The 17,632-nt window shown below is 62.4% G+C and carries 13 protein-coding genes and 2 pseudogenes; 6 read left to right on the top strand and 9 right to left on the bottom strand.

Annotated elements, in window-relative coordinates:
• Position 1: 1 nt before the first annotated feature.
• The 5 genes and pseudogenes from FJV43_RS19145 to FJV43_RS19125 all read right to left on the bottom strand — a co-directional run.
• A pseudogene (locus FJV43_RS19145) lies at positions 2 to 695 on the bottom strand (OpgC domain-containing protein); the annotation flags it as partial.
• A 92-nt stretch (positions 696 to 787) separates the two neighbouring features.
• Entirely contained in the window at positions 788 to 1,459 is a 672-nt protein-coding gene (locus FJV43_RS19140) for a methyltransferase domain-containing protein (protein WP_239619934.1), read from the bottom strand.
• 647 nt (positions 1,460 to 2,106) lie between these two features.
• A complete protein-coding gene (locus FJV43_RS19135; RefSeq protein WP_239629499.1) occupies positions 2,107 to 5,313 on the bottom strand; it encodes an efflux RND transporter permease subunit in 3,207 nt (1,068 codons plus the stop codon).
• On the bottom strand, positions 5,310 to 6,392 hold the full coding sequence (locus tag FJV43_RS19130) for a hypothetical protein (protein ID WP_239619933.1): 1,083 nt from the start codon (positions 6,390 to 6,392) through the stop codon (positions 5,310 to 5,312). The genes FJV43_RS19135 and FJV43_RS19130 overlap by 4 nt, the downstream gene beginning before the upstream one ends.
• Entirely contained in the window at positions 6,389 to 7,597 is a 1,209-nt protein-coding gene (locus FJV43_RS19125; protein WP_239619931.1) for a TolC family protein, read from the bottom strand. Before FJV43_RS19125 ends, FJV43_RS19130 begins: the two co-directional genes overlap by 4 nt.
• Before the next feature lie 636 nt (positions 7,598 to 8,233).
• On the opposite strand from FJV43_RS19125, the gene FJV43_RS19120 reads away from it, so the two are divergent.
• The 4 genes from FJV43_RS19120 to FJV43_RS19105 all read left to right on the top strand — a co-directional run bounded on the left by FJV43_RS19120 (position 8,234) and on the right by FJV43_RS19105 (position 11,898).
• On the top strand, positions 8,234 to 8,680 hold the full coding sequence (locus FJV43_RS19120; protein ID WP_239619929.1) for a hypothetical protein: 447 nt from the start codon (positions 8,234 to 8,236) through the stop codon (positions 8,678 to 8,680).
• Positions 8,681 to 8,920: 240 nt separating this feature from the next.
• On the top strand, positions 8,921 to 9,418 hold the full coding sequence (locus FJV43_RS19115; protein WP_239619927.1) for a hypothetical protein: 498 nt from the start codon (positions 8,921 to 8,923) through the stop codon (positions 9,416 to 9,418).
• Between the two features lie 367 nt (positions 9,419 to 9,785).
• Complete coding sequence (locus FJV43_RS19110; protein ID WP_239619926.1) at positions 9,786 to 10,460, top strand: heavy metal response regulator transcription factor; 675 nt, start codon at positions 9,786 to 9,788, stop codon at positions 10,458 to 10,460.
• Complete coding sequence (locus FJV43_RS19105) at positions 10,438 to 11,898, top strand: heavy metal sensor histidine kinase (protein WP_239619923.1); 1,461 nt, start codon at positions 10,438 to 10,440, stop codon at positions 11,896 to 11,898. Before FJV43_RS19110 ends, FJV43_RS19105 begins: the two co-directional genes overlap by 23 nt.
• Positions 11,899 to 12,206: 308 nt before the next feature.
• On the opposite strand, the gene FJV43_RS19100 is transcribed toward FJV43_RS19105, so the two are convergent.
• Positions 12,207 to 12,530 (bottom strand): transposase, encoded by a 324-nt coding sequence (locus tag FJV43_RS19100; protein WP_239619922.1) that lies wholly within the window; start codon positions 12,528 to 12,530, stop codon positions 12,207 to 12,209.
• 549 nt (positions 12,531 to 13,079) lie between these two features.
• On the opposite strand from FJV43_RS19100, the pseudogene FJV43_RS19095 reads away from it, so the two are divergent.
• Positions 13,080 to 14,303: pseudogene (locus tag FJV43_RS19095) on the top strand (MFS transporter).
• A 222-nt stretch (positions 14,304 to 14,525) separates the two neighbouring features.
• On the opposite strand, the gene FJV43_RS19090 reads toward FJV43_RS19095, so the two are convergent.
• The 3 genes from FJV43_RS19090 to FJV43_RS19080 form a co-directional block, all read right to left on the bottom strand.
• Positions 14,526 to 15,143 carry a multicopper oxidase domain-containing protein gene (locus tag FJV43_RS19090; protein ID WP_239619920.1) on the bottom strand — a complete coding sequence of 206 codons (618 nt, stop codon included), beginning with the start codon at positions 15,141 to 15,143 and terminating at the stop codon, positions 14,526 to 14,528.
• Positions 15,131 to 16,057 (bottom strand): multicopper oxidase domain-containing protein, encoded by a 927-nt coding sequence (locus tag FJV43_RS19085; protein WP_239619917.1) that lies wholly within the window; start codon positions 16,055 to 16,057, stop codon positions 15,131 to 15,133. Before FJV43_RS19085 ends, FJV43_RS19090 begins: the two co-directional genes overlap by 13 nt.
• Before the next feature lie 495 nt (positions 16,058 to 16,552).
• Positions 16,553 to 16,765 carry a hypothetical protein gene (locus tag FJV43_RS19080; RefSeq protein ID WP_239619915.1) on the bottom strand — a complete coding sequence of 71 codons (213 nt, stop codon included), beginning with the start codon at positions 16,763 to 16,765 and terminating at the stop codon, positions 16,553 to 16,555.
• A 404-nt stretch (positions 16,766 to 17,169) separates the two neighbouring features.
• Here FJV43_RS19080 and FJV43_RS19075 point away from each other — a divergent pair, with 404 nt between their 5' ends.
• Complete coding sequence (locus FJV43_RS19075) at positions 17,170 to 17,628, top strand: DUF2892 domain-containing protein (protein WP_024342000.1); 459 nt, start codon at positions 17,170 to 17,172, stop codon at positions 17,626 to 17,628.
• Positions 17,629 to 17,632: the final 4 nt, after the last annotated feature.

The raw sequence follows: 17,632 nt of genomic DNA, 5'->3' as shown, positions 1-17,632 counted from the left end.
TCCGGCACCTGGCCGCGCCGCCCAGCGCGGCCCATGCGCCCAGCGTAAACAACAACTGCCAGGCAAACGGATTGAAGTACCAGACGCCCGACGGAAAGGACGGGAGATTCCATCCAAAATGTCTCGACGCGAAGTAAAGCACCAACGAGACCGCAAGGGCCCGGTCGGGCCGTCGGTCATCACCCAGAGCACAGGCGGGAAGACGGCCATCAGCACGATGTACAGAGGCAGCACGTCGAGATTCAGCGGCTTGAATCCAAGAGTTAAGCCATGCGCCAGTGTGGCAAGCGGATTCTTGATGACTTGGGCGACGTTGAATTCGTCGAGGAGGTGCGAGTGTTCGTAGGTGCGCGCGATATATCCAATCGACGCGACATATGTCACGAACAGAAGGACGTGAGCCGCGTAGAGCTGCCAAGCACGCGAAAGCAGCCGGATCGCGGCGGGAAAGAATCCACGCGCGAGCATCGTCCGACCGTAGACCAGAGCCGCCGTATAGCCGGAGATGAAGACGAAAAGATCGGCGGCATCGCTGAAGCCGTAGTGCTTCGTCGTCAACCACGCGACCGCATTGTTGGGGATATGATCGAGGAAGATCGCCCAGTTCGCAAACCACGGAAAAGGTCGAGGCGAAGATCGCGCCGCCGAGCTGCCGGATGGGCATTCCTTACGATATCCGTCGACGAGCTTCGCATGTCCGAGGCGTGCGGCGCGTCGGCAGACCTCGCTTTGGGTTTCGGTTCGGATAGGCTTGGTGGGCTCATTCTGTGGCGCGTCTCCAAGCGGATCACTGATCTGAAGCGGCCGCCGCTCGCCGGCCTTTCAGCCTCATCGAGAAGTAGATTTCGCTGCCGAGCGCAGGAAACAGGGCTCCCCAAGGTAGGTTCAGTCGCAGCCAAATGCGCGAGTTCTCGATCGCGCATCCAGAGTGTCGGGACAGAAAGGCGCCGGACAGGAATTCGACGGAGAAGCAATTGTCGTCCGCAAATCGCTGGAGCCGTTGCGGAGAGATCACGCTGACATGCTCGAAGGGCCCGGCCCGTCTTCGCAGTACGCGTTCGCGAAGCGGCGCCAGACAAGCAGGCATGGTGGGAGAGCCACCAACGATGATGCCGCCGGGCACCAGGCAGGTCGATAGCTGTTGCAGCGCGTATTCCGGTTCCTTGAGATGCTCCAGTACGTGCAGCGCGATCACGATGTCGTATGACCGCAGACAGGGAAGCGCTTCACGTCCCACCGTGTGCTCGATCAGGTCACTGTATGAATAGCGCGTTAATTCCGGCCGGAGCAACCGATCCAGCCCGTCCCATCGCTCGAACAGCTCCGGCAAACCGAAGCGACCGGATCCGCTCGCGCGCCCGTTCATGAACGCCAACATCTGTCCTCTGTCGATTCCGACTTCCAGCACCCTCAGCGGACAACCGCGTCGTTCGCTCTCCAGGTCGATGATCCTGCGCATGAACCAGTACCGCAGGCAACGAAACTGATAGCGCGTCCGATTCGTTTCCGACCAAAAGCAGTAAAACGGATGGTCCGCCCCGATCGCCGCCAATCCTGAGACGTCGCAGAATGGATGCCAACTCATAAGCGATTCCCGCAAAGCTCCCTCGGATGCAGTGAGCCGAGGCGACGAAGGTGCGATCACTATCAGGCGCAGATTACGGACTGCCGATATGGCGATTAAGAATCCGTCATCTTGGTTTCACTGATGCCCCAAGTAGGACGAGCGTTTCCAGTCAATGCTGTGCTTGTGAATGCACGACGAACGCACGCAGGACTCAAGGCTATGGCAAATGCCATCCTGATCGCGCCGTAGGATCAGCGCTCGCCGCCAACGATGAGGTCCTCTAGCCGCTCCCGTCTATGAACCATGTTGAGATTGAGAGCCGTCGCTAGTTGCGCCAACGTGAAAGCCTCTCCAGCAAGAATGCTGCTCGGCACGCCCCGCGACTCCCATTTGCTCTACTGTCGGCAAGTCATTTTGACGATCGGGAGATCCGGACTGGACTTATGTTACTGGTCCATGCGTGGCAGAGATATCTCTTTGCTCAGAAGCCGCGGCGATCGGCTGAGACGCTCGAAGAGCGCGCTGTTTCGCCATCCGATCTACTCTGCGGGAGCGGGCCCCGGGCTTGCTTGTCGAGTTGCGAATTCATTGGCCTCCGCTTCGAAACGCCCGAACCGCAGCGCCAGGGTCGGGAGCACGAGCAGGTTGAGCGCCATGGACGTCAGCAGCCCGCCAAGGATTACGACGGCCATCGGCCCCTCGATCTCGCGGCCGGGATCGCTCATGCCGATTGCCAGGGGCAGCACGCCCAGGGCCGTGACGAGGGAAGTCATGAGGATCGGTGTTACCCTGTCCGCGGCGCCCCGGATCGCGGTATCCGGGCCCCAACTCAACCCTTCGACTTCGACCAAATGTTCGTAGTGCGCAACCATCAGGATCGAATTGCGCAGCGTGATCCCGAAGACCGTCACGAAACCGACCAGCGAGCCCAGCGACAGCAGGCCTCCGGTCGCGAACACCGCCAGCACGCCACCAACGAGCGCAAACGGCAGGTTGACCAGCACCAGGAGCAGGTTTCGCCAGTTGCCCGTCACGATCGAGAGTAGCAGTACGATGCCAACGGCGGCGATCAGCGAGTTCAGAAGAAGATCGCGCTGCGACTGCGACTGCGCTTCCGCGGCGCCGGCGAAGGTCACGTAGGAGCCTGCCGGAAGCCGAACCTTCGAACCGATCGCCGCACGCGCGTCCTGAACGAAGGAAGCCACGTCACGCCCCGCCACGTTGGCAGTGACAGTTTGCAGGCGCTGCCCGCCCTGGTGCAGGACTTGGTAGCGTCCAGCGACTTCGTAGATATCGGCGATCTGCTTCAGCAGCACGTAGGTGCCGCCTCCGGAAGAGCTTGCACCGGCCGTGGCCGATGCCGTGCCCGGTGAACTTGTGACGCGAAGCGGAAGGTCGCCGACCTTGGTCACGCTGCCGCGGCTTTCCGGATCCAGAATCGTGATGACGTTGAAGACCTGGCTGCCTTCGTAGGTTTGGCCAACGACATCGCCCTGGTAGGCGGTGCGGATGAGATCAAGCACCTCGACGGCATCGAATCCCCATCGCTCCAGATCTGGCTGCCGCAAGCGGATCGTGAGCTGTGGGAGCCCCGGCGGCGACTGCACCTGGACTTCGGTGGCGCCGGGAATCCCGCCGAGGACGCGTGCGATCTCCTGCGCCGTCCGATCGAGAACGTCGAGGTCGTTGCCGAAGATGTTGACGGCGACGGAGGCGGTGTAGCCCGAAAGGGTCTCCTCGACCCGCTCGGTCAGGAACGTCTTGACCGAGAAATTGACGCCAAGGAAGCCGGCGAGTGCCTTGCGGATCTCGGCCTGCGCGCCCTCCGCCTCATCGCCGCTTAGCGGCTTCAGATCGACCTCGAATTCGCTGTAGTGCGGTCCCCACGTGTCGCTGACCTTCTCCGCCCGGCCCACCCGCTGCGCGACCGACCGGACCGAAGGCAGAGTCCGCAGCGTGTCGGCGACGCGCGCTCCGATGCGCAGCGACTCGTCGATGGACGTGCCGGGCACGGCCGACATGTGAATGATGAAGTGCCCCTCCTTGAGCTCGGGAATGAACCCGCCTCCGAAAAAAGGCAAGGCCGCGCAGCCGACTAGCGTAAACGCTACCGCGGCGGCAATTACGGTCCGCGGCTGCTGCGCAATGCCCCGCAGCAGGTTTTCGTAAGCGGCGCGCGTCCAACGGACGACCGGAGGATCGTGGGCTGCAGCGGTCCGGCCGGCAAGCAGCGCCATCGAGAGCGCCGGCGTCACCGTGAGCGCGACCAGGAGCGACGCCAGCACGGCCAACGTGTAGGAGAAGCCAAGCGGCGCGAACAACCGACCGGCAAGTCCGGAAAGCGCCATGATGGGTAGAACGACGAGAATGACGGCCAAGGTGGCGTAGACGACGGCGCTGCGGACCTCGATGCAGGCGTCCAGAATCACCCTGGCTTCGGATCGCGGTTCGGGCAGGCGCCGGTTCTCGCGCAGGCGCCGGACGATGTTCTCCACCCCGATCACCGCGTCGTCGACCACGACGCCGATCGAGATCGCAAGACCGCCAAGGGTCATGGTGTTGAGGGTCGCGCCCACCACCTGGAGAACGATCGTCCCGGCCAGCAGCGACAGCGGAATGGCGATACAGGAAATCGCCGCGGTGCGCATGTCGAAGAGAAACAGGAACAGGATTGCGATGACCAGGACGCCGCCGATGATCAAGGAATCGCGGACGTTGCTGGTCGCGGTGTGGATGAAGTTCGCCGGCCGGAACAGGTCCGACTGAATGCTAATGCCGCTGGCCGCCAATCCCGGCCGCAAATCCTCGAGCGCCGCTTCAACGGCGGTCGTCACGTCCACGGTGTTCGCGCCGTACTGCTCGGAGACGTTGAGAATGACACCCGGCCGGCCGCCGATGGCGGCGCCGCTGATCGCGGGCTCCGGAGCGTCCCTCACATCGGCGACATTGCCGAGCGTGACGCTCGAGCCGTTCTGGCTCAGCAGCACGGTACGGGCGATCTGCGCCGCCTGGAGCGATTGGCCTTCGGTCTGGAATACGATGCGTTGGTTCTTGGTGTCGATGAAGCCGGCGCCGCGCACGCCCGTGGCCTTGCGGGCCGCGGTCAGAACATCGTTCAGGCCAAGATCGTACAGGATGAGCTTATCGGGGTGGACCTGAATCTGAATGGCCCGCGTCTCACCGCCGAAGATCGCGACGTTGGCGACGCCGGGCACCGCGAGCAGCCACAAGCGGACGGTCCATTCCGCGATCGAGCGGAGTTCCATCAACGATTTCGAATCCGAGGTCAGGCCGGCGACGAGCACGGTGCTGGTCGATGACGTGAGCGGCGTCAGTGAGGGCGGCTGGACGCCGGCGGGAAGCTGCTGAGCGGCTGCGGCGAGCCGTTCGGCCACGACCTGGCGGTCGCGGTAGATGTCGCTCGACGGATCGAAGAACACCGTGACGACCGAGAGCCCCTGTATAGAGGTGGAGCGCAACGTCTGCACGCCGGGCACTCCCTTGATCGCGGTCTCGATCGGCCGAGTGACGAGAATTTCCACCTGTTCGGGCGTGAGGCCGGCGGCCTCGGTCTGTATGCCGACCTGGGGCGGCGCAAATTCCGGGAACACGTCGTACTTGACCCGCCCCAACGAATAGACCCCGTACGCCAGCAGCAGGCACGCAAGCGCGATGACGATGCCGCGAAAGCGGATCGCAAAGCCGATGACCGCCGCCTGTGGTCCCGATGGAGGCGCGCCGGTCATTTCTTGTCCTCGCCGACCTGGATTTGCGCGCGGAACTCCTCGGACAGGAGCGCCTGCGCGCCGCGCGTCACGATTTCGGCATCCTTCGGAAAGCCCTTGACGACGTAGCCTCCGCCGGGCGCCGGAAAGTCGGTCGCGATCGAGACGCGGGTGAACTTGTCGGGGGCGCTGCGCCGGTAAACCCAGGCCCGGTCCTGCCACCATACCATGGCCGGCTCCGGAATGGCCGCGCCTTCGACAGTTGCGCCGCTGGGCAGATACGCAATCACGTTCATGCCGGGCAACACGCCGCTGTCGGCCGCGGCGATATAGAAATAGCTCACGCCCTGAATCTTCGGATCGGTCCGCGTCGCGGGCGAGACGAACCTGATGTCGGCTCGCAGTCCGTTGGCGGTGAGGATCGCGGCAGTCGGCGGAGGCGTCGGTATCGACACCCCGGGCGGCAGGGTGACCTGCAACAAAAAGTCCTGCCGCTCGATCAATCGGGTGATCGTAGGAGATCCCTCGATCAGCGCCTTGTCTAGAACCGGCCCCCACTCCTGTTGCGCGGTGGCCGCGAGCGTCCGGAGCTGCGACTCGGCGGAGGCCTGAGTGGCCACGTCGGCGCCGTAGGTCGCCTGCGCCGCCTGGACTGTCGCCTGCGAGACGATCTGCTCGTTCTTGTTCAACGTCTGCGCACGTTCGTACGCAGGGCGCGATGCCGCGAGCCGGGCGTTCGCGGCCTGCAGCGAGGATTTGGCGGTCTGGTAGCTGTTGCTCAGGTCGGTCAGACGCGCCAGATCGACTACCGTGCCGTAGGCCCGGACGCGCTCCCGATACGGCGCCGCCGCAACCCGGGACGTTTCGATCCCGTTGTGCTTCTGGGCTTCGGCGTCCAGCGTCACGACCTGCTCGTCGTTATCCAGGGAGACGCGGAGCGGAGCCTTGATGGGTCTTTCCCGCTCGGCCTCGAGCGCCGCCTCCATTCGTCCCGCCACGAAACCCCAGAGAATCCCGCCTCCGACGCCGGCCAGGACAAGTACAAGAAGGAAACGGCGCAACGGCCGCCAGCGCTTCTTCGATGGCTTCGATTCGATCATATGCCTGACCCTGATGGTCCGCGTGGATTCGTCTCCGAAACGAAGAGGCGGACGCGCGGTTCGAATATCGGGTGCTGAAGCGCATCCTCCAGCGCGCCCAGCGCCTGTCGCTGCTGCACCAGGACGTCGAAACGCGAGATTTCGATCGCCGCCACCTCGAGCTCGGCCGTGACCAGGGTGGAGCGATCGACGTCCCCGGCCTGCAACGAGCGGGAGACTTCATCCTGACGCCGACGTCCGGTGGCAACCAGCGCATCCGCCGTCGTCATCGTCTGGTTTATCGCGCGATAGCTCGAGACGGCGGTGTCGATCGCCCCGATGATCTGTGCCTGCAAGGCGTCGAAGCGAGCGGCGGCATCCTTGCGGCGGGCATCCGCCTCGGCGATCGGCCCCTGGTTCTGGTTGAAGATCGGCAGTTCGAAGGACAGATCGAGATTGTACTTGTTGGCGCCCTGATCGAAGGTGTAGCCGGGCCCGACATTAACGTTCGGGAATCGCTTCGCGATCTCCAACTGCAGGGCAGTTTGCATTGCCGCATATTCGGCGAGGAGCGCCTGCACGTCGCTGCGACCGACAAGGGCTTCGCGGCGCAATTCGCCGGCCTCCAGGCGGAATGGAGGTGCCCGCTCGAAAGCGCCGAACGAGAGGCTGACGGCGTCCAACGCTCGGAGCGGCACGCCGACGGCGGTCGCAAGTTGCGCCCGCGCCTCGGCGCGTTGCCGCTCTGCATCGCGCACCGCAAGACTTACCTGATTGAGGTTTATCCGCTCGCGCGTGAGGTCCAATGCGGAGGCCTGACCTTCCGAGAACCGCCGTTGGAGCAGGTCGACGAGTTGGCGCTGAAGGGCCGCACGCCGGCCGTTCAGTTCGAGCCTTCTCTGGGCCGCCCACAGGCTCAGGAAGGCGGTGCGGACGTGCCCGCGCACCAGCCAGGTGGCCGTCGCCAAATCCTCGCGCGCGGCCTCGACCAGGTTTTCCGCCTGGCCAATCCGATACTTGCGCCTACCCATCGTCTCGATCAGGAAGCCTACGATCTGGCCGACGGTCCACGGCGTCGGCGCGGTCATCGTGGCGTTGTAGGTCGCGCTCGCACTCAGCGTAGGATTCGGAATTTGCGCGGCGGTAATCACGGCGGCCCGTGCCGAGACAAGCTTGGCGCGCGAGACGTCGAGATCCGGATGATAGTACAGCGCCGCCAGCGTCAAGCTCGAGAGCTCCCATGCCCGGCCGCCCTTCCGTTGCCGAGGCAAACCAAGCGCGACGAACTCGCCCAATCGCGGATCGTTGAACGAACGTTCTTCGAGCGCCGCAGCGTGGCGCTCGGCCGAAAACGGCTCGGGCCGATACTGGGCGCAGCCTGCGACGACAATCGTCAGGGGAACGGCAAATGCGGTCCACATCGACTTCCGACCGAATAAGTTCGCCCGCCACATTGGATTCATCCAAACCTCGACACCTACCCTTGCCTACAGAAGCGAGCCTGACAGGCCCCTGACGCCAAGATGACGATTTCGTCATCTGCCAGTAGCAATGCGCTTCGCCTTTCGTGACGAGATCAAGCTTGTCTTCTCGGGCTGGACTAGCTTGACGTGAGGCCACTTTCGGAGGACGCAGTAGGAGTCCCGTTCGATATTGGATCGCCCGCATGCAGTCGAATGAGGCTTTCGGCGTTTTTGGCGTGAAATCTAGTGCCGCCAGTTCGCATCAAACGTCAGGAACAGGCGCCATCAGGGTGAGGTTTTTCATGGCAGCCGCAAAGCACATGGCAATGCTGGCAGGCTTGGCCGTTCTCGGGTCAGCTACCGGCGCTCGCAGATGAATCGACGAACGTCGCGACCCGGATGGCCGAAGCGACGGCCCCATCGGTCACTTCAGAGCGACCGTGGGGAACTTGGTCCTATGATCCGGGCGCCGGTCTCTTCTACCAGAATGTCGATTTTCGATGGACGTTATGGGGCTATGCTGAACGTCTGATCGACGCGCAGGGCGACAACAACAGCACATGGCGTCGCTTCCGGCAGGGCAGCGAGTTTGATCTTCCCCGTATCACCGATCAGTTACGGCCAGCGCTCGTCTACGAAATCGACATGGTCAATTCTGACTTCTTCAAGAGCGGCATCGGCGGAACAAGCGGATTTGGCCGCCGCAATCTAGAAAACTTTTTCGTTGCGATTCAGATGTCCGGGATCCCGGCCATCTGCGCGCCCTGCTCGGCCAGAATCCCCATATTCCCTCGCGCGAGGACAATCTGTCGTCCGGCAATCTCCCAACCATCAATCAATCTCTGATCCTGGAAGAGCATGGGACAGCGAATCTCTTCGGCGCGCAATTTGGCTTCGAGTATGTTCAGGCGTTGTCGCCGCAATACACGATCGCCTTTCCCGCCCTCGACAACCGCGGCTCGTTCAACGTCGACCGCCCTCGATACTCGATCGGCAATTCGCTCTCGGCAAAGCTCTCTGCGACGCCATTCGAGGATAGGGAAAGCGGACAGAAACTAACCTTGGGGGGGCGGCATCGATCATACGATGGACATCCACAACGGAATGCTGAGGCTGCTGACCGCCGTCGGCCAATCTGGCTTGGGCGCCCTCCCGGCCGAAGGCGACAAGTTGACCGTCGAAGGCGATGTGTCCTATTCGTTTAAGGCCTTCGGACATCCTATCACCTTGGAAGCCGAGGGCTTGCTTTCGAACTTCAGCGGCAGCAAGACGAAAATTGGTGGCGGCTACGTCATGGCCCAGCTTTCGCTGTTCGACACCGAAATCTGGGGCGATCTCGACCTCTTCGTCCGCCATGATGTGGTGAATGCAAGCGCCGCCGGTTTTGGCGGAAGTGCTCGACAACAAGCGGTGAGGCTTGGGATCAATTACAACCCTCCCCACTTCAAGAAGCTCATCAACCTGCACTTGGAATATGCGCACAATCGCATCGTCGGCCCGGCAGGCATGGTTTTCGGGACGCGAGACTCTGATGAACTGATGCTTGAGATCCGAGCAAGTCTGCAGCCCTATCAGCGCCATTGATGTGCAGCGATGCGCAAACCCTGGCCGCTACGCCGGTCGGCGATTGCGATTGAGCCATCACCACTATCTCTGTGGCGCGCAATCGGCACGGGGCGATACTGGGGTACGCTCCGATCGCTCCGTCGGCTCGCCAAATCGTTCCACAACTCGGCCAGTGACCGAAATAAAATGTTTGCCTCCGCCGGAACGCCGAACGTCGGCCGGTCGTATGTCGAGAGCGTATTGATCGAATCGGAGGTGCACCTGCAAGATGACGATTTCGTCATCTTGGCGTCGGCACCGGATTGATTTCCAAAGACGCGAAGGGGAGATTATGTTGACGTGGATCAAGCGCGTGCGAAGTTGAAGCGATGGAGTCGTTCGGTAAATGAAGATCCTCGTCATCGACGACGAAGAGAAGTCGACGGCGTATCTCAAGAAGGGCCTTGAGGAGAACGGCTTCGTCGTGGACGTGGCGCATGATGGGGAAAGCGGGTTGTTCCTCGCGCGTACGGGACCATACGACCTGATCATCCTCGACGTCATGCTGCCGGTCATCGACGGCTGGTCCGTCATGACGGAGATCAGGCGCACGCAAAGCGACGTGCGCGTCCTCTTCCTGACAGCCCGCGATGGTCTGCAGGACCGGGTCAAGGGCCTGGATCTCGGGGCGGACGACTATCTCGTGAAGCCCTTCGCGTTTTCGGAACTGCTGGCGCGGACCCGGTCCATTCTGCGGCGGAGCGCGAAGCGCGAGCAGACGATACTTCGGCTCGACGATCTCGAAATCGATCTCAATCGCGGGCGTGCCACCCGCGCCGGCAAGCCGTTGGACCTCACGCCAAAGGAATTTCTCCTGCTATCGCTGTTCTTGCGGCGTGCCGGCGACGTCCTTTCCCGGACCGTAATCGCTGAACAGGTATGGGACATGAACTTCGATAGCGACACCAACGTGGTCGATGTCCACATTCGGCGGCTTCGGTCAAAAGTAGACGATCCCTTCGACAGAAAGCTTCTTCATACCGTACGCGGAATTGGCTATGTCCTCGAAACGCGATCCTGAAGCTGCGGAGGCGCGGCGGTGGCCGATCTGGCGTGGCCCGACTTCCATCGCTCTGCGCATAACCCTTTGGTACGTGCTTTCCGCCGTGGCCATAGTGTCGGCCGCGACCGGCACGCTCTATTGGGCGATGGCGACCAACCTCAATCAAGAGGATCGGCGCATCCTCACCAACAACCTGGATAATCTCCGACTGCTCCTGAAGCCGCAGCACGGCTCGGGCTTTCTCACCGAGCCGGCAGCACCCGATGCCTCGCCGGTGGACACGCAGATATACATCCGCGTTCTGGACCGGAACGGCCGACCGCTGGTCGAGACCCCCGGCATGACGCAGGAGATTCCGCCGCCGTCGGCGGAGACCCTGGAAACGCTCCCGACCGGACCGCCGGAGCCCCGGGACATCGCGACCCGCTCCAAGCGGCCGTTCAAGATCCTGACCACGCGCGCGCCCGCCGACGCCAGCCGCCCGGACGCGCAGTACGTGCAGGTGGCGATGGACCGCGGAGCCGAAGAAAAGACGTTGCGGCGCTACCGAGAACGCCTTTACCTGATTCTGGTGTTGGCCGTGGTCCTCAGCTCGCTGGTCGGATACGCGATTGCCCGCAGCGCCATGCGTCCGGTCGGCGGCATCAGCAAAACGGCGGAGCGGATCCGCTCGACCACGCTCCATGAGCGGATCGATACCGCAGATCTGCCTACGGAACTTCTGGGACTCTCCTCCACCTTCAACCACATGTTGGACCGGCTGCAGGGCTCGTTCGACCGCATCTCGCAATTCAGCGACGACGTCGCGCACGAACTCCGGACGCCGGTCAACAACTTGAGGGGCGAGATTGAGGTCGCCCTCACACGGGCGAGAAGCAACGAGGACTACCGCGATATCCTCGGCTCCAGCCTGGAGGAGTGCGCCCGCATTTCGCGTATCATCGAAAGCCTGCTGTTCCTGGCTCGGGCCGACAACGCGGTCGGCCAACTCGACGTCGAGGAGGTAAACGTCCGCGACGAGATCGCGAGCGTGAAAGACTTCTTCGAACCCTCGGCCGCCGAGAAGGGTATCGACTTCGAGCTCGGCGCTTCTCCGGCGCTCACGGCGCGCGTTGATCGAACGTTGTTCCGCCAGGCTCTAAGCAATCTGGTCTCGAACGCCATAACCCACACGGACCGCGGCGGACGGCTTCGCGTCAAGGCGCAGGCTTCAAAAGGTGCTCTCGCCGTCGCCGTCTCGGACACCGGCAGCGGGATTCCCCCGGCTGATCTGCCGCGCGTCTTCGAACGGTTCTACCGGGTCGACAAGGCGCGGGCGGGTTCGCAACACAACGTCGGGCTGGGCCTCGCAGTCGTCAGATCGATCGTCGTCCGGCACGGCGGGCATGTCGAGATCGACAGTCATCTCGGGGAAGGCACCACGGTGACCATGGAATTTCCGAGGAGTTGCGCATGACGCGAAAAAGCACAGACGGCTCTGCCTGGCGACGCGTCGCCACCACGCAGCGCTCTGGCACGTGGCTCGCGCTGCCTTGCCGGGATGGATGGCGACAACGTGATCTCGACCGTTCCAGCCGTCGACTGCAATTGGAAACCCCCGGCCACAATCGCGGGAGCGGTCCCGGTGATCTAGTGTCCTGAACCAGAAGTCCGCAACATCGCGTCGTGTTCTGGCGGGGCATTGTACCGACAGAAGCGCTCGATAGAAGCAAGGACGTCATCGGCTGATTTGGTCCACCGGAACGGCTTGGGATCGGCGTTGTGTCATTCGATGAACGAGGTGATGTCCGCCCTGAGGGCGGCGACGCTGCGATAGACGCAGCGCCTGATCTTCTTGTCGGTAAGGAGCGCGAAGAAGCGTTCGACCTGGTTGAGCCACGACGAGCTGGTCGGGGTCAGGTGCACATGCCAGCGCGGCCTCTTAGCCAACCATCGCCGGATCGGCGGGGCCTTGTGCGTGGCACAGTTATCCATGACGAGATGGACGTCGAGTTCACGCGGCACGGCGGCCTCGATCTCGTCGAGGAACTTGCGGAACTCGGCGGCACGGTCGTCCGTAGCACGTGCCGATGACCCGCCCGGTCGCAATGTCGAGGGCGGCGAACAGCGATGGTGCCGTGCCTCTTGTAACCATGGCTCCTTCGGGTCGGCTGGCCGGGACGCATCGGTAACATCGGCTCAATGCGGTCCAGCGCCTGGATTTGGGATTTCTCGTCCACACACAGAACGATGGCGTGCTCCGGCGGCGAGACGTAAAGGCCGACGACGTCGCGCACCTTGGCCACGAAGTTCGGATCGGTCGAGAGCTTGAACGTCTCCATCCGGTGCGGTTGGAGCCTGAAGACCCGCCAGATGCGTTGCACCGTCGACACCGACAGGCCGCTGGCCTTCGCCATGCCACGGGAACTCCAATGAGTCACGTTCTCAGGGCAGCTTTCCAGCGTCCTCACGATCACCGCTTCGATGCAGGCGCCATCTCTGGCACAGCGACTGCGAACTTGTGACTCGGAACACTAGATAGGAGCGGCCTGGCGGGTGCATCTCAAGATTCGGGTGGCGGAACTGGTTCCGGCAGGAGCGAGCTTGATGCCTTCCGATGGGGCGGCGCGATTCACGAAATCACAGGCGGGCGACGAAATGGCTGAGGCGAGGCAGAAATACTCGGTGAGGAACATTCCGACCGGCGTCTGGGCGCTCGGCTTCGTTGCGCTCTTGATGGACGTCTCGTCGGAGATGATCCACGCGTTGCTTCCGGTGTACCTGGTGACGGTGCTCGGCACTTCGATGGTCACGGTCGGTTTCATTGAAGGCATCGCCGAAGCAACAGCATCCATCACGAAGATCTTCTCCGGCACCCTCTCCGACCGGCTTGGCAAGCGCAAGCTGATCGCCGTCGTCGGATACGGCCTCGCTGCAATGACCAAGCCGGTGTGTCCGCTTGCATCTACGGTCGACTGGCTCTGGTGGCCGCGCGCTTCACGGACCGGGTCGGCAAGGGCATCAGGGGCGCGCCGCGGGACGCGCTGATCGCGGACATCGCCCGGTGCATCTGCGGGGGGCGAGTTTCGGCTTGCGTCAGTCGCTGGATACGGCGGGAGCCTTCACGGGGCCGGCGCTGGCGATCGCGCTGATGTGTGGACGGCCGACAACTTCAAGGCCGTATTCTGGTTCGCGGTCTTTCCGGCCTTTCTGGCGCTGGCGCTCATCATCTTCGCCGTCCATTAGCCGGCGCAGCCGAAGGGGATGCGCGAGGTGCGCAATCCGATTAGCCTGGCCGAGATCAAGCGTCTCGGCGCGGCGTACTGGTGGGTCGTGGCGGTCGCCACCGCATTCACGCTGGCGCGGGTCAGCGAGGCATTCCTGATCCTGCGCGGGCAGAACGCCGGGCTGCCGATTGCACTGGTGCCGGCGGTGCTGATCGTGATGAACGTCTTCTATGCCCTGGCGGCCCATCCGGTGGGCGTCCTCTCGGACCGTATCGACAGCACGGGTTTGCTCGCGCTTGGCCTCGCGCTGTTGATCGCGGCAGATCTGGCACAGGCCTTCCTCTCCACGACCAGCGGCACAACCGTCGGGACCGTGCTGTGGGGACTGCATATGGGATTCACGCAAGGGCTGCTGGCGACCCTGATCGCGGATACGTCGCCTCCGGAACTGCGAGGGACGGCATATGGGTTTTTCAATCTGCTGGGCGGCTCGGCGATGCTCGGCGCGAGCGTGATCGCCGGCACACTCTAGGACGCCGCCGGGCCAAGGGGAACTTTCGTCGCGGGAGCCGGGTTCGCGCTGATCGCGCTGGCGGGTTTGCTGGCCGTGCGCGGGGCAAGAATACACGAGCGTGTCTATGATTTCTCTCTTTAGACGCCGGAGTTTGCGCCATTCTATTTGGTAATACTTGCTTCATTTGTGGGTGGCGTTGGCCGGCAGGTGTCAGGTCTTTCCAGCCACGCATGCGCAAGGAAAAGCGGGCGCAATCGACTACACGAAACGGCAGCACATCGGCGCTTTCGCGATGAGGAAGCCGCCGCCCACTGTCGACGAGCTGCGGTTTCGTCCTATCAGATGACCATATTTGGAACAGGGCTAGGAAAAATAACAGGCCGCCGTGAACTGCCCCATCATTCCATTATCCTCATGCTCCAGGATGTGACAGTGATACATGAAAGGCGCCGCCTTCGAAGCGGGCTGTGTGAATTGTACCAGCAATTCGACAGGCTCCTTCACTAGGACAGTATCCCGAACACCCTGGTCGCGAATAGACGGTTTTACTCCACCCCGGCTCAGTACTTGGAAGTGCACGCCGTGGATGTGTAGTGGATGGGCCATCATCTCGCCCGACGCTTCCCAAATCTCAAAATCTACCAGCCGGACTTTCTCGTCGATACGATCCATGTCAAAGGCGCGGCCATTTATGCCAGCCATCGCCATGCCACTGCCTCTGCCGCCCTCCATCATCCGCCCTCTGCTACCCATCATGGCCATCATGCCGCCCATACCCATGTTCAGCGAAAACCGCCGGCGCCTCACAGCCCTGCTTGAGTCTGGATTCGCGCGTGTGACGAGTCGGTCGGGAACGGTTGGGTTGGTGCGATGGCCCGCTGTTTCCGTTGGTTCGAACGCGAGCACGCGCTCATGATCGAGGTCGACGAGATCCCGCAGGAAGTTTCGCGGGCCGCCGACCATGCGCATCATCGTGGGCATGTTACGGTCGGGTGCCGTCTGCAGCGCGACTGATCGTCCATCAGAAAATCCACAAGGACCTCCGCCCTCTCGCCGGGCGCAAGGCTCAGCGACTGCAGCTTGACAGGAAGCTCCAGCAGTCCGCCTTCCGAGGCAATCCAGTGAAACGTCCGGCCATCCGTAAAGGAAAGATCAAAAATGCGAGCATTCGATCCGTTCACAAAACGCAATCTAACCAGCTGCCTCGGCACCCTCGCTATTGGATTCACTGTCCCGTTCACGAGCATTGTGTCGCCCCTCCTACCAGCCATCAACGTCATCATCCCGTTTGGAATGACGAGCCGACCATCCTCGAATTGCCTGTCTTGCAGAACGAGCGGCAGATCGTCGACACCATATTCTGATGGGAGCCCGAGCAAATTCTCTTCGTCGTCGGTCACAAGAAGTACACCGGCAAGACCAGTGTAGACCTGTTCGGCCGTCCGATCATGGACGTGTGAGTGATAGAAAAGGGTCGCCGCGGGCTGGCGGACCGGCAGCACGGGGCGCCATGTGGTGCCAGGACGGATGAGTTGATGTGGCCCACCGTCCACTTCCGCCGGGACAAGGAGCCCGTGCCAGTGCACGGTTGTGTCGTCGCCAAGCGCATTCGTGACCGCCACCTCGACGTCGTCTCCACTGTGGACGCGAAGTGTGGGGCCGAGATAGCTGCCGTTGTATCCGAGGGTTCTGCTCTCTCGACCTGGAAAGAACGAGGTGGTGCCTCGCTGCACCTTGAGGGACGCCGATTGCCCCATCCCCCGAAGGTCGATCAGATCGGGAATCCGCAGTAGCTGCGGCTCGGGGGCTGCACGATCGTGCCAGAGTGAACCGGCCACGACGACGCCGGTGCCAGCCAGAGCAGCACCGGCGAGCAGAGCGCGGCGAGACATCATGACATCGTCCTGCAGCAAATTGGAGGGCTCGAGTGGCCCCCCTTGGCGGAGGCGAACGCCACAGCATTGTCATCTCCGGCAAGCCATCGGGGAGCGTTCGCCCATAGTCCTGTGCGCTTTCGTGAAACTCTTAGGTGTGAGCAACGACGCTTACGGGACGGAGTTCCAAGCGCTTACCGGTATGTATGCGTGCACGGCCTCTCCCTTCGTCGTCGGAAGTCGACCAGGTAGGCCCGCGCCGATGATCTTCTCGCGGGCGTACGCGGGGTGGCGACTGTCAGCGGCACAGCCGGTTCGATCGGGCGGCGGCGCCGGACACCGAGCATGACCGAGAAGAACCATCAATTTTTCAAAGAGTGAACGGCTCCATCGCTGGCCTCGCTCATGCATCTGCGCCGATCTCATATCTCAGTCCCGGTCTCACGTCCTTTGTCAAATATCATAGGCAGCGGCGGCCGCGTCCCTTCCTGCTTCGTGATGTGATTGGTCGGCAGTTCACGGCAACATCGATATCAGGGCTTGGATGTGGTCAGTGGCGGCTGCGACGAGATCGGCGTAGCTAGTGTGACCTTGCGCCGCGGCCTTGAGAATGCATTCGGCGAGAAACGCTTTTGTGGAAACCGTAGCGACGTCTGATGGCACCCTCGCCATCGCATCTTCAAGAGCGCTCCTCATTCGCGACACCAGCTCGGGATCGAATTGCGGCATCACGACAGCTCCCACATTGCAGCGTTGCGCGAGGCAATTTGAAGTGTGAGGGAGTGCGCGGCAAAATCAACTTAATTGCGTCGGCGTTAGATGAAATTGGAGAAAGGTTGAAGAGCAAGCGGTTCGACGCACGAAGGGGGCGACGGAGCGAGCCTGCCGCCGGCAACGTTCTTCAGCTCGTATTTCGGAACCGCGAAGCCCGCGACGTGGAGCGCGCCTGATTCGTTACCGCCCGAGGCTCGACATTGCGCCTTGAAACAGCCGTCAGTGATCGTCGCGACGAATCGTCGGACATAGCTGTCCGCTGCACGTTCGCGCGACAGTCGGCCGTCGTCAGCGCGTGCGCAGTAGGAACAAATCAGGACAGCGCGCGTAATCTAGTAAGGACCTCTAGGAGCTGATGGATGACCACGACGCGGAATCGGGTGCCCCTACGTTCGTCTGAGAGCGATAATCGTCGCATCGAGCGCACGATGCGGGCGAACGTCGCCTTTTTCGCCGAACACCGCGACCAGATTGCCGACAGGTTGCGCGAGCTCGACCGGGAGTGGGACATCGAGAGAACCATCGAAGCTAATGCAGCTGTAATCGGATTCACTGGCATCGTCCTGGCGGCCGCTCACAATCAGCGCTGGCTCGCACTCCCGGCGCTGGTGACCGGCTTTCTGTTCCAGCATGCGATCCAGGGGTGGTGCCCCCCGGTGCCTGTCTTGAGAAAGCTGGGCTTTCGCACTTCCTACGAAATCGAGCAAGAACGTCGAGCCCTGATGGCGTTACGAGGCGATTTCAGGCACGTGGCGGAAAACGCGGATAGCGCCCTTCGGGCTGCGAGGGGTGTCCCAAACGCGACTGCACCAGCGTAGCGCT

Source organism: Bradyrhizobium sp. I71 (assembly GCF_022354745.1).
Classification (GTDB): domain Bacteria; phylum Pseudomonadota; class Alphaproteobacteria; order Rhizobiales; family Xanthobacteraceae; genus Bradyrhizobium; species Bradyrhizobium liaoningense.
Note: the sequence above shows the minus strand (reverse complement) of the source record. Positions and strands in the feature narration are given on the sequence as shown.

Excerpts from the sequence above, each read along its gene's own strand:
- FJV43_RS19105 (WP_239619923.1), top strand. The coding sequence starts at position 10,438 with ATGTCCTCGAAACGCGATCCTGAAGCTGCGGAGGCGCGGCGGTGGCCG.
- FJV43_RS19140 (WP_239619934.1), bottom strand. The coding sequence starts at position 1,459 with ATGCGCAGGATCATCGACCTGGAGAGCGAACGACGCGGTTGTCCGCTG.
- FJV43_RS19120 (WP_239619929.1), top strand. The coding sequence starts at position 8,234 with ATGGCCGAAGCGACGGCCCCATCGGTCACTTCAGAGCGACCGTGGGGA.
- FJV43_RS19110 (WP_239619926.1), top strand. The coding sequence starts at position 9,786 with ATGAAGATCCTCGTCATCGACGACGAAGAGAAGTCGACGGCGTATCTC.
- FJV43_RS19085 (WP_239619917.1), bottom strand. The coding sequence starts at position 16,057 with ATGATGTCTCGCCGCGCTCTGCTCGCCGGTGCTGCTCTGGCTGGCACC.
- FJV43_RS19130 (WP_239619933.1), bottom strand. The coding sequence starts at position 6,392 with ATGATCGAATCGAAGCCATCGAAGAAGCGCTGGCGGCCGTTGCGCCGT.
- FJV43_RS19080 (WP_239619915.1), bottom strand. The coding sequence starts at position 16,765 with ATGCCGCAATTCGATCCCGAGCTGGTGTCGCGAATGAGGAGCGCTCTT.
- FJV43_RS19135 (WP_239629499.1), bottom strand. The coding sequence starts at position 5,313 with ATGACCGGCGCGCCTCCATCGGGACCACAGGCGGCGGTCATCGGCTTT.
- FJV43_RS19090 (WP_239619920.1), bottom strand. The coding sequence starts at position 15,143 with ATGCCCACGATGATGCGCATGGTCGGCGGCCCGCGAAACTTCCTGCGG.
- FJV43_RS19075 (WP_024342000.1), top strand. The coding sequence starts at position 17,170 with ATGACCACGACGCGGAATCGGGTGCCCCTACGTTCGTCTGAGAGCGAT.
- FJV43_RS19115 (WP_239619927.1), top strand. The coding sequence starts at position 8,921 with ATGGACATCCACAACGGAATGCTGAGGCTGCTGACCGCCGTCGGCCAA.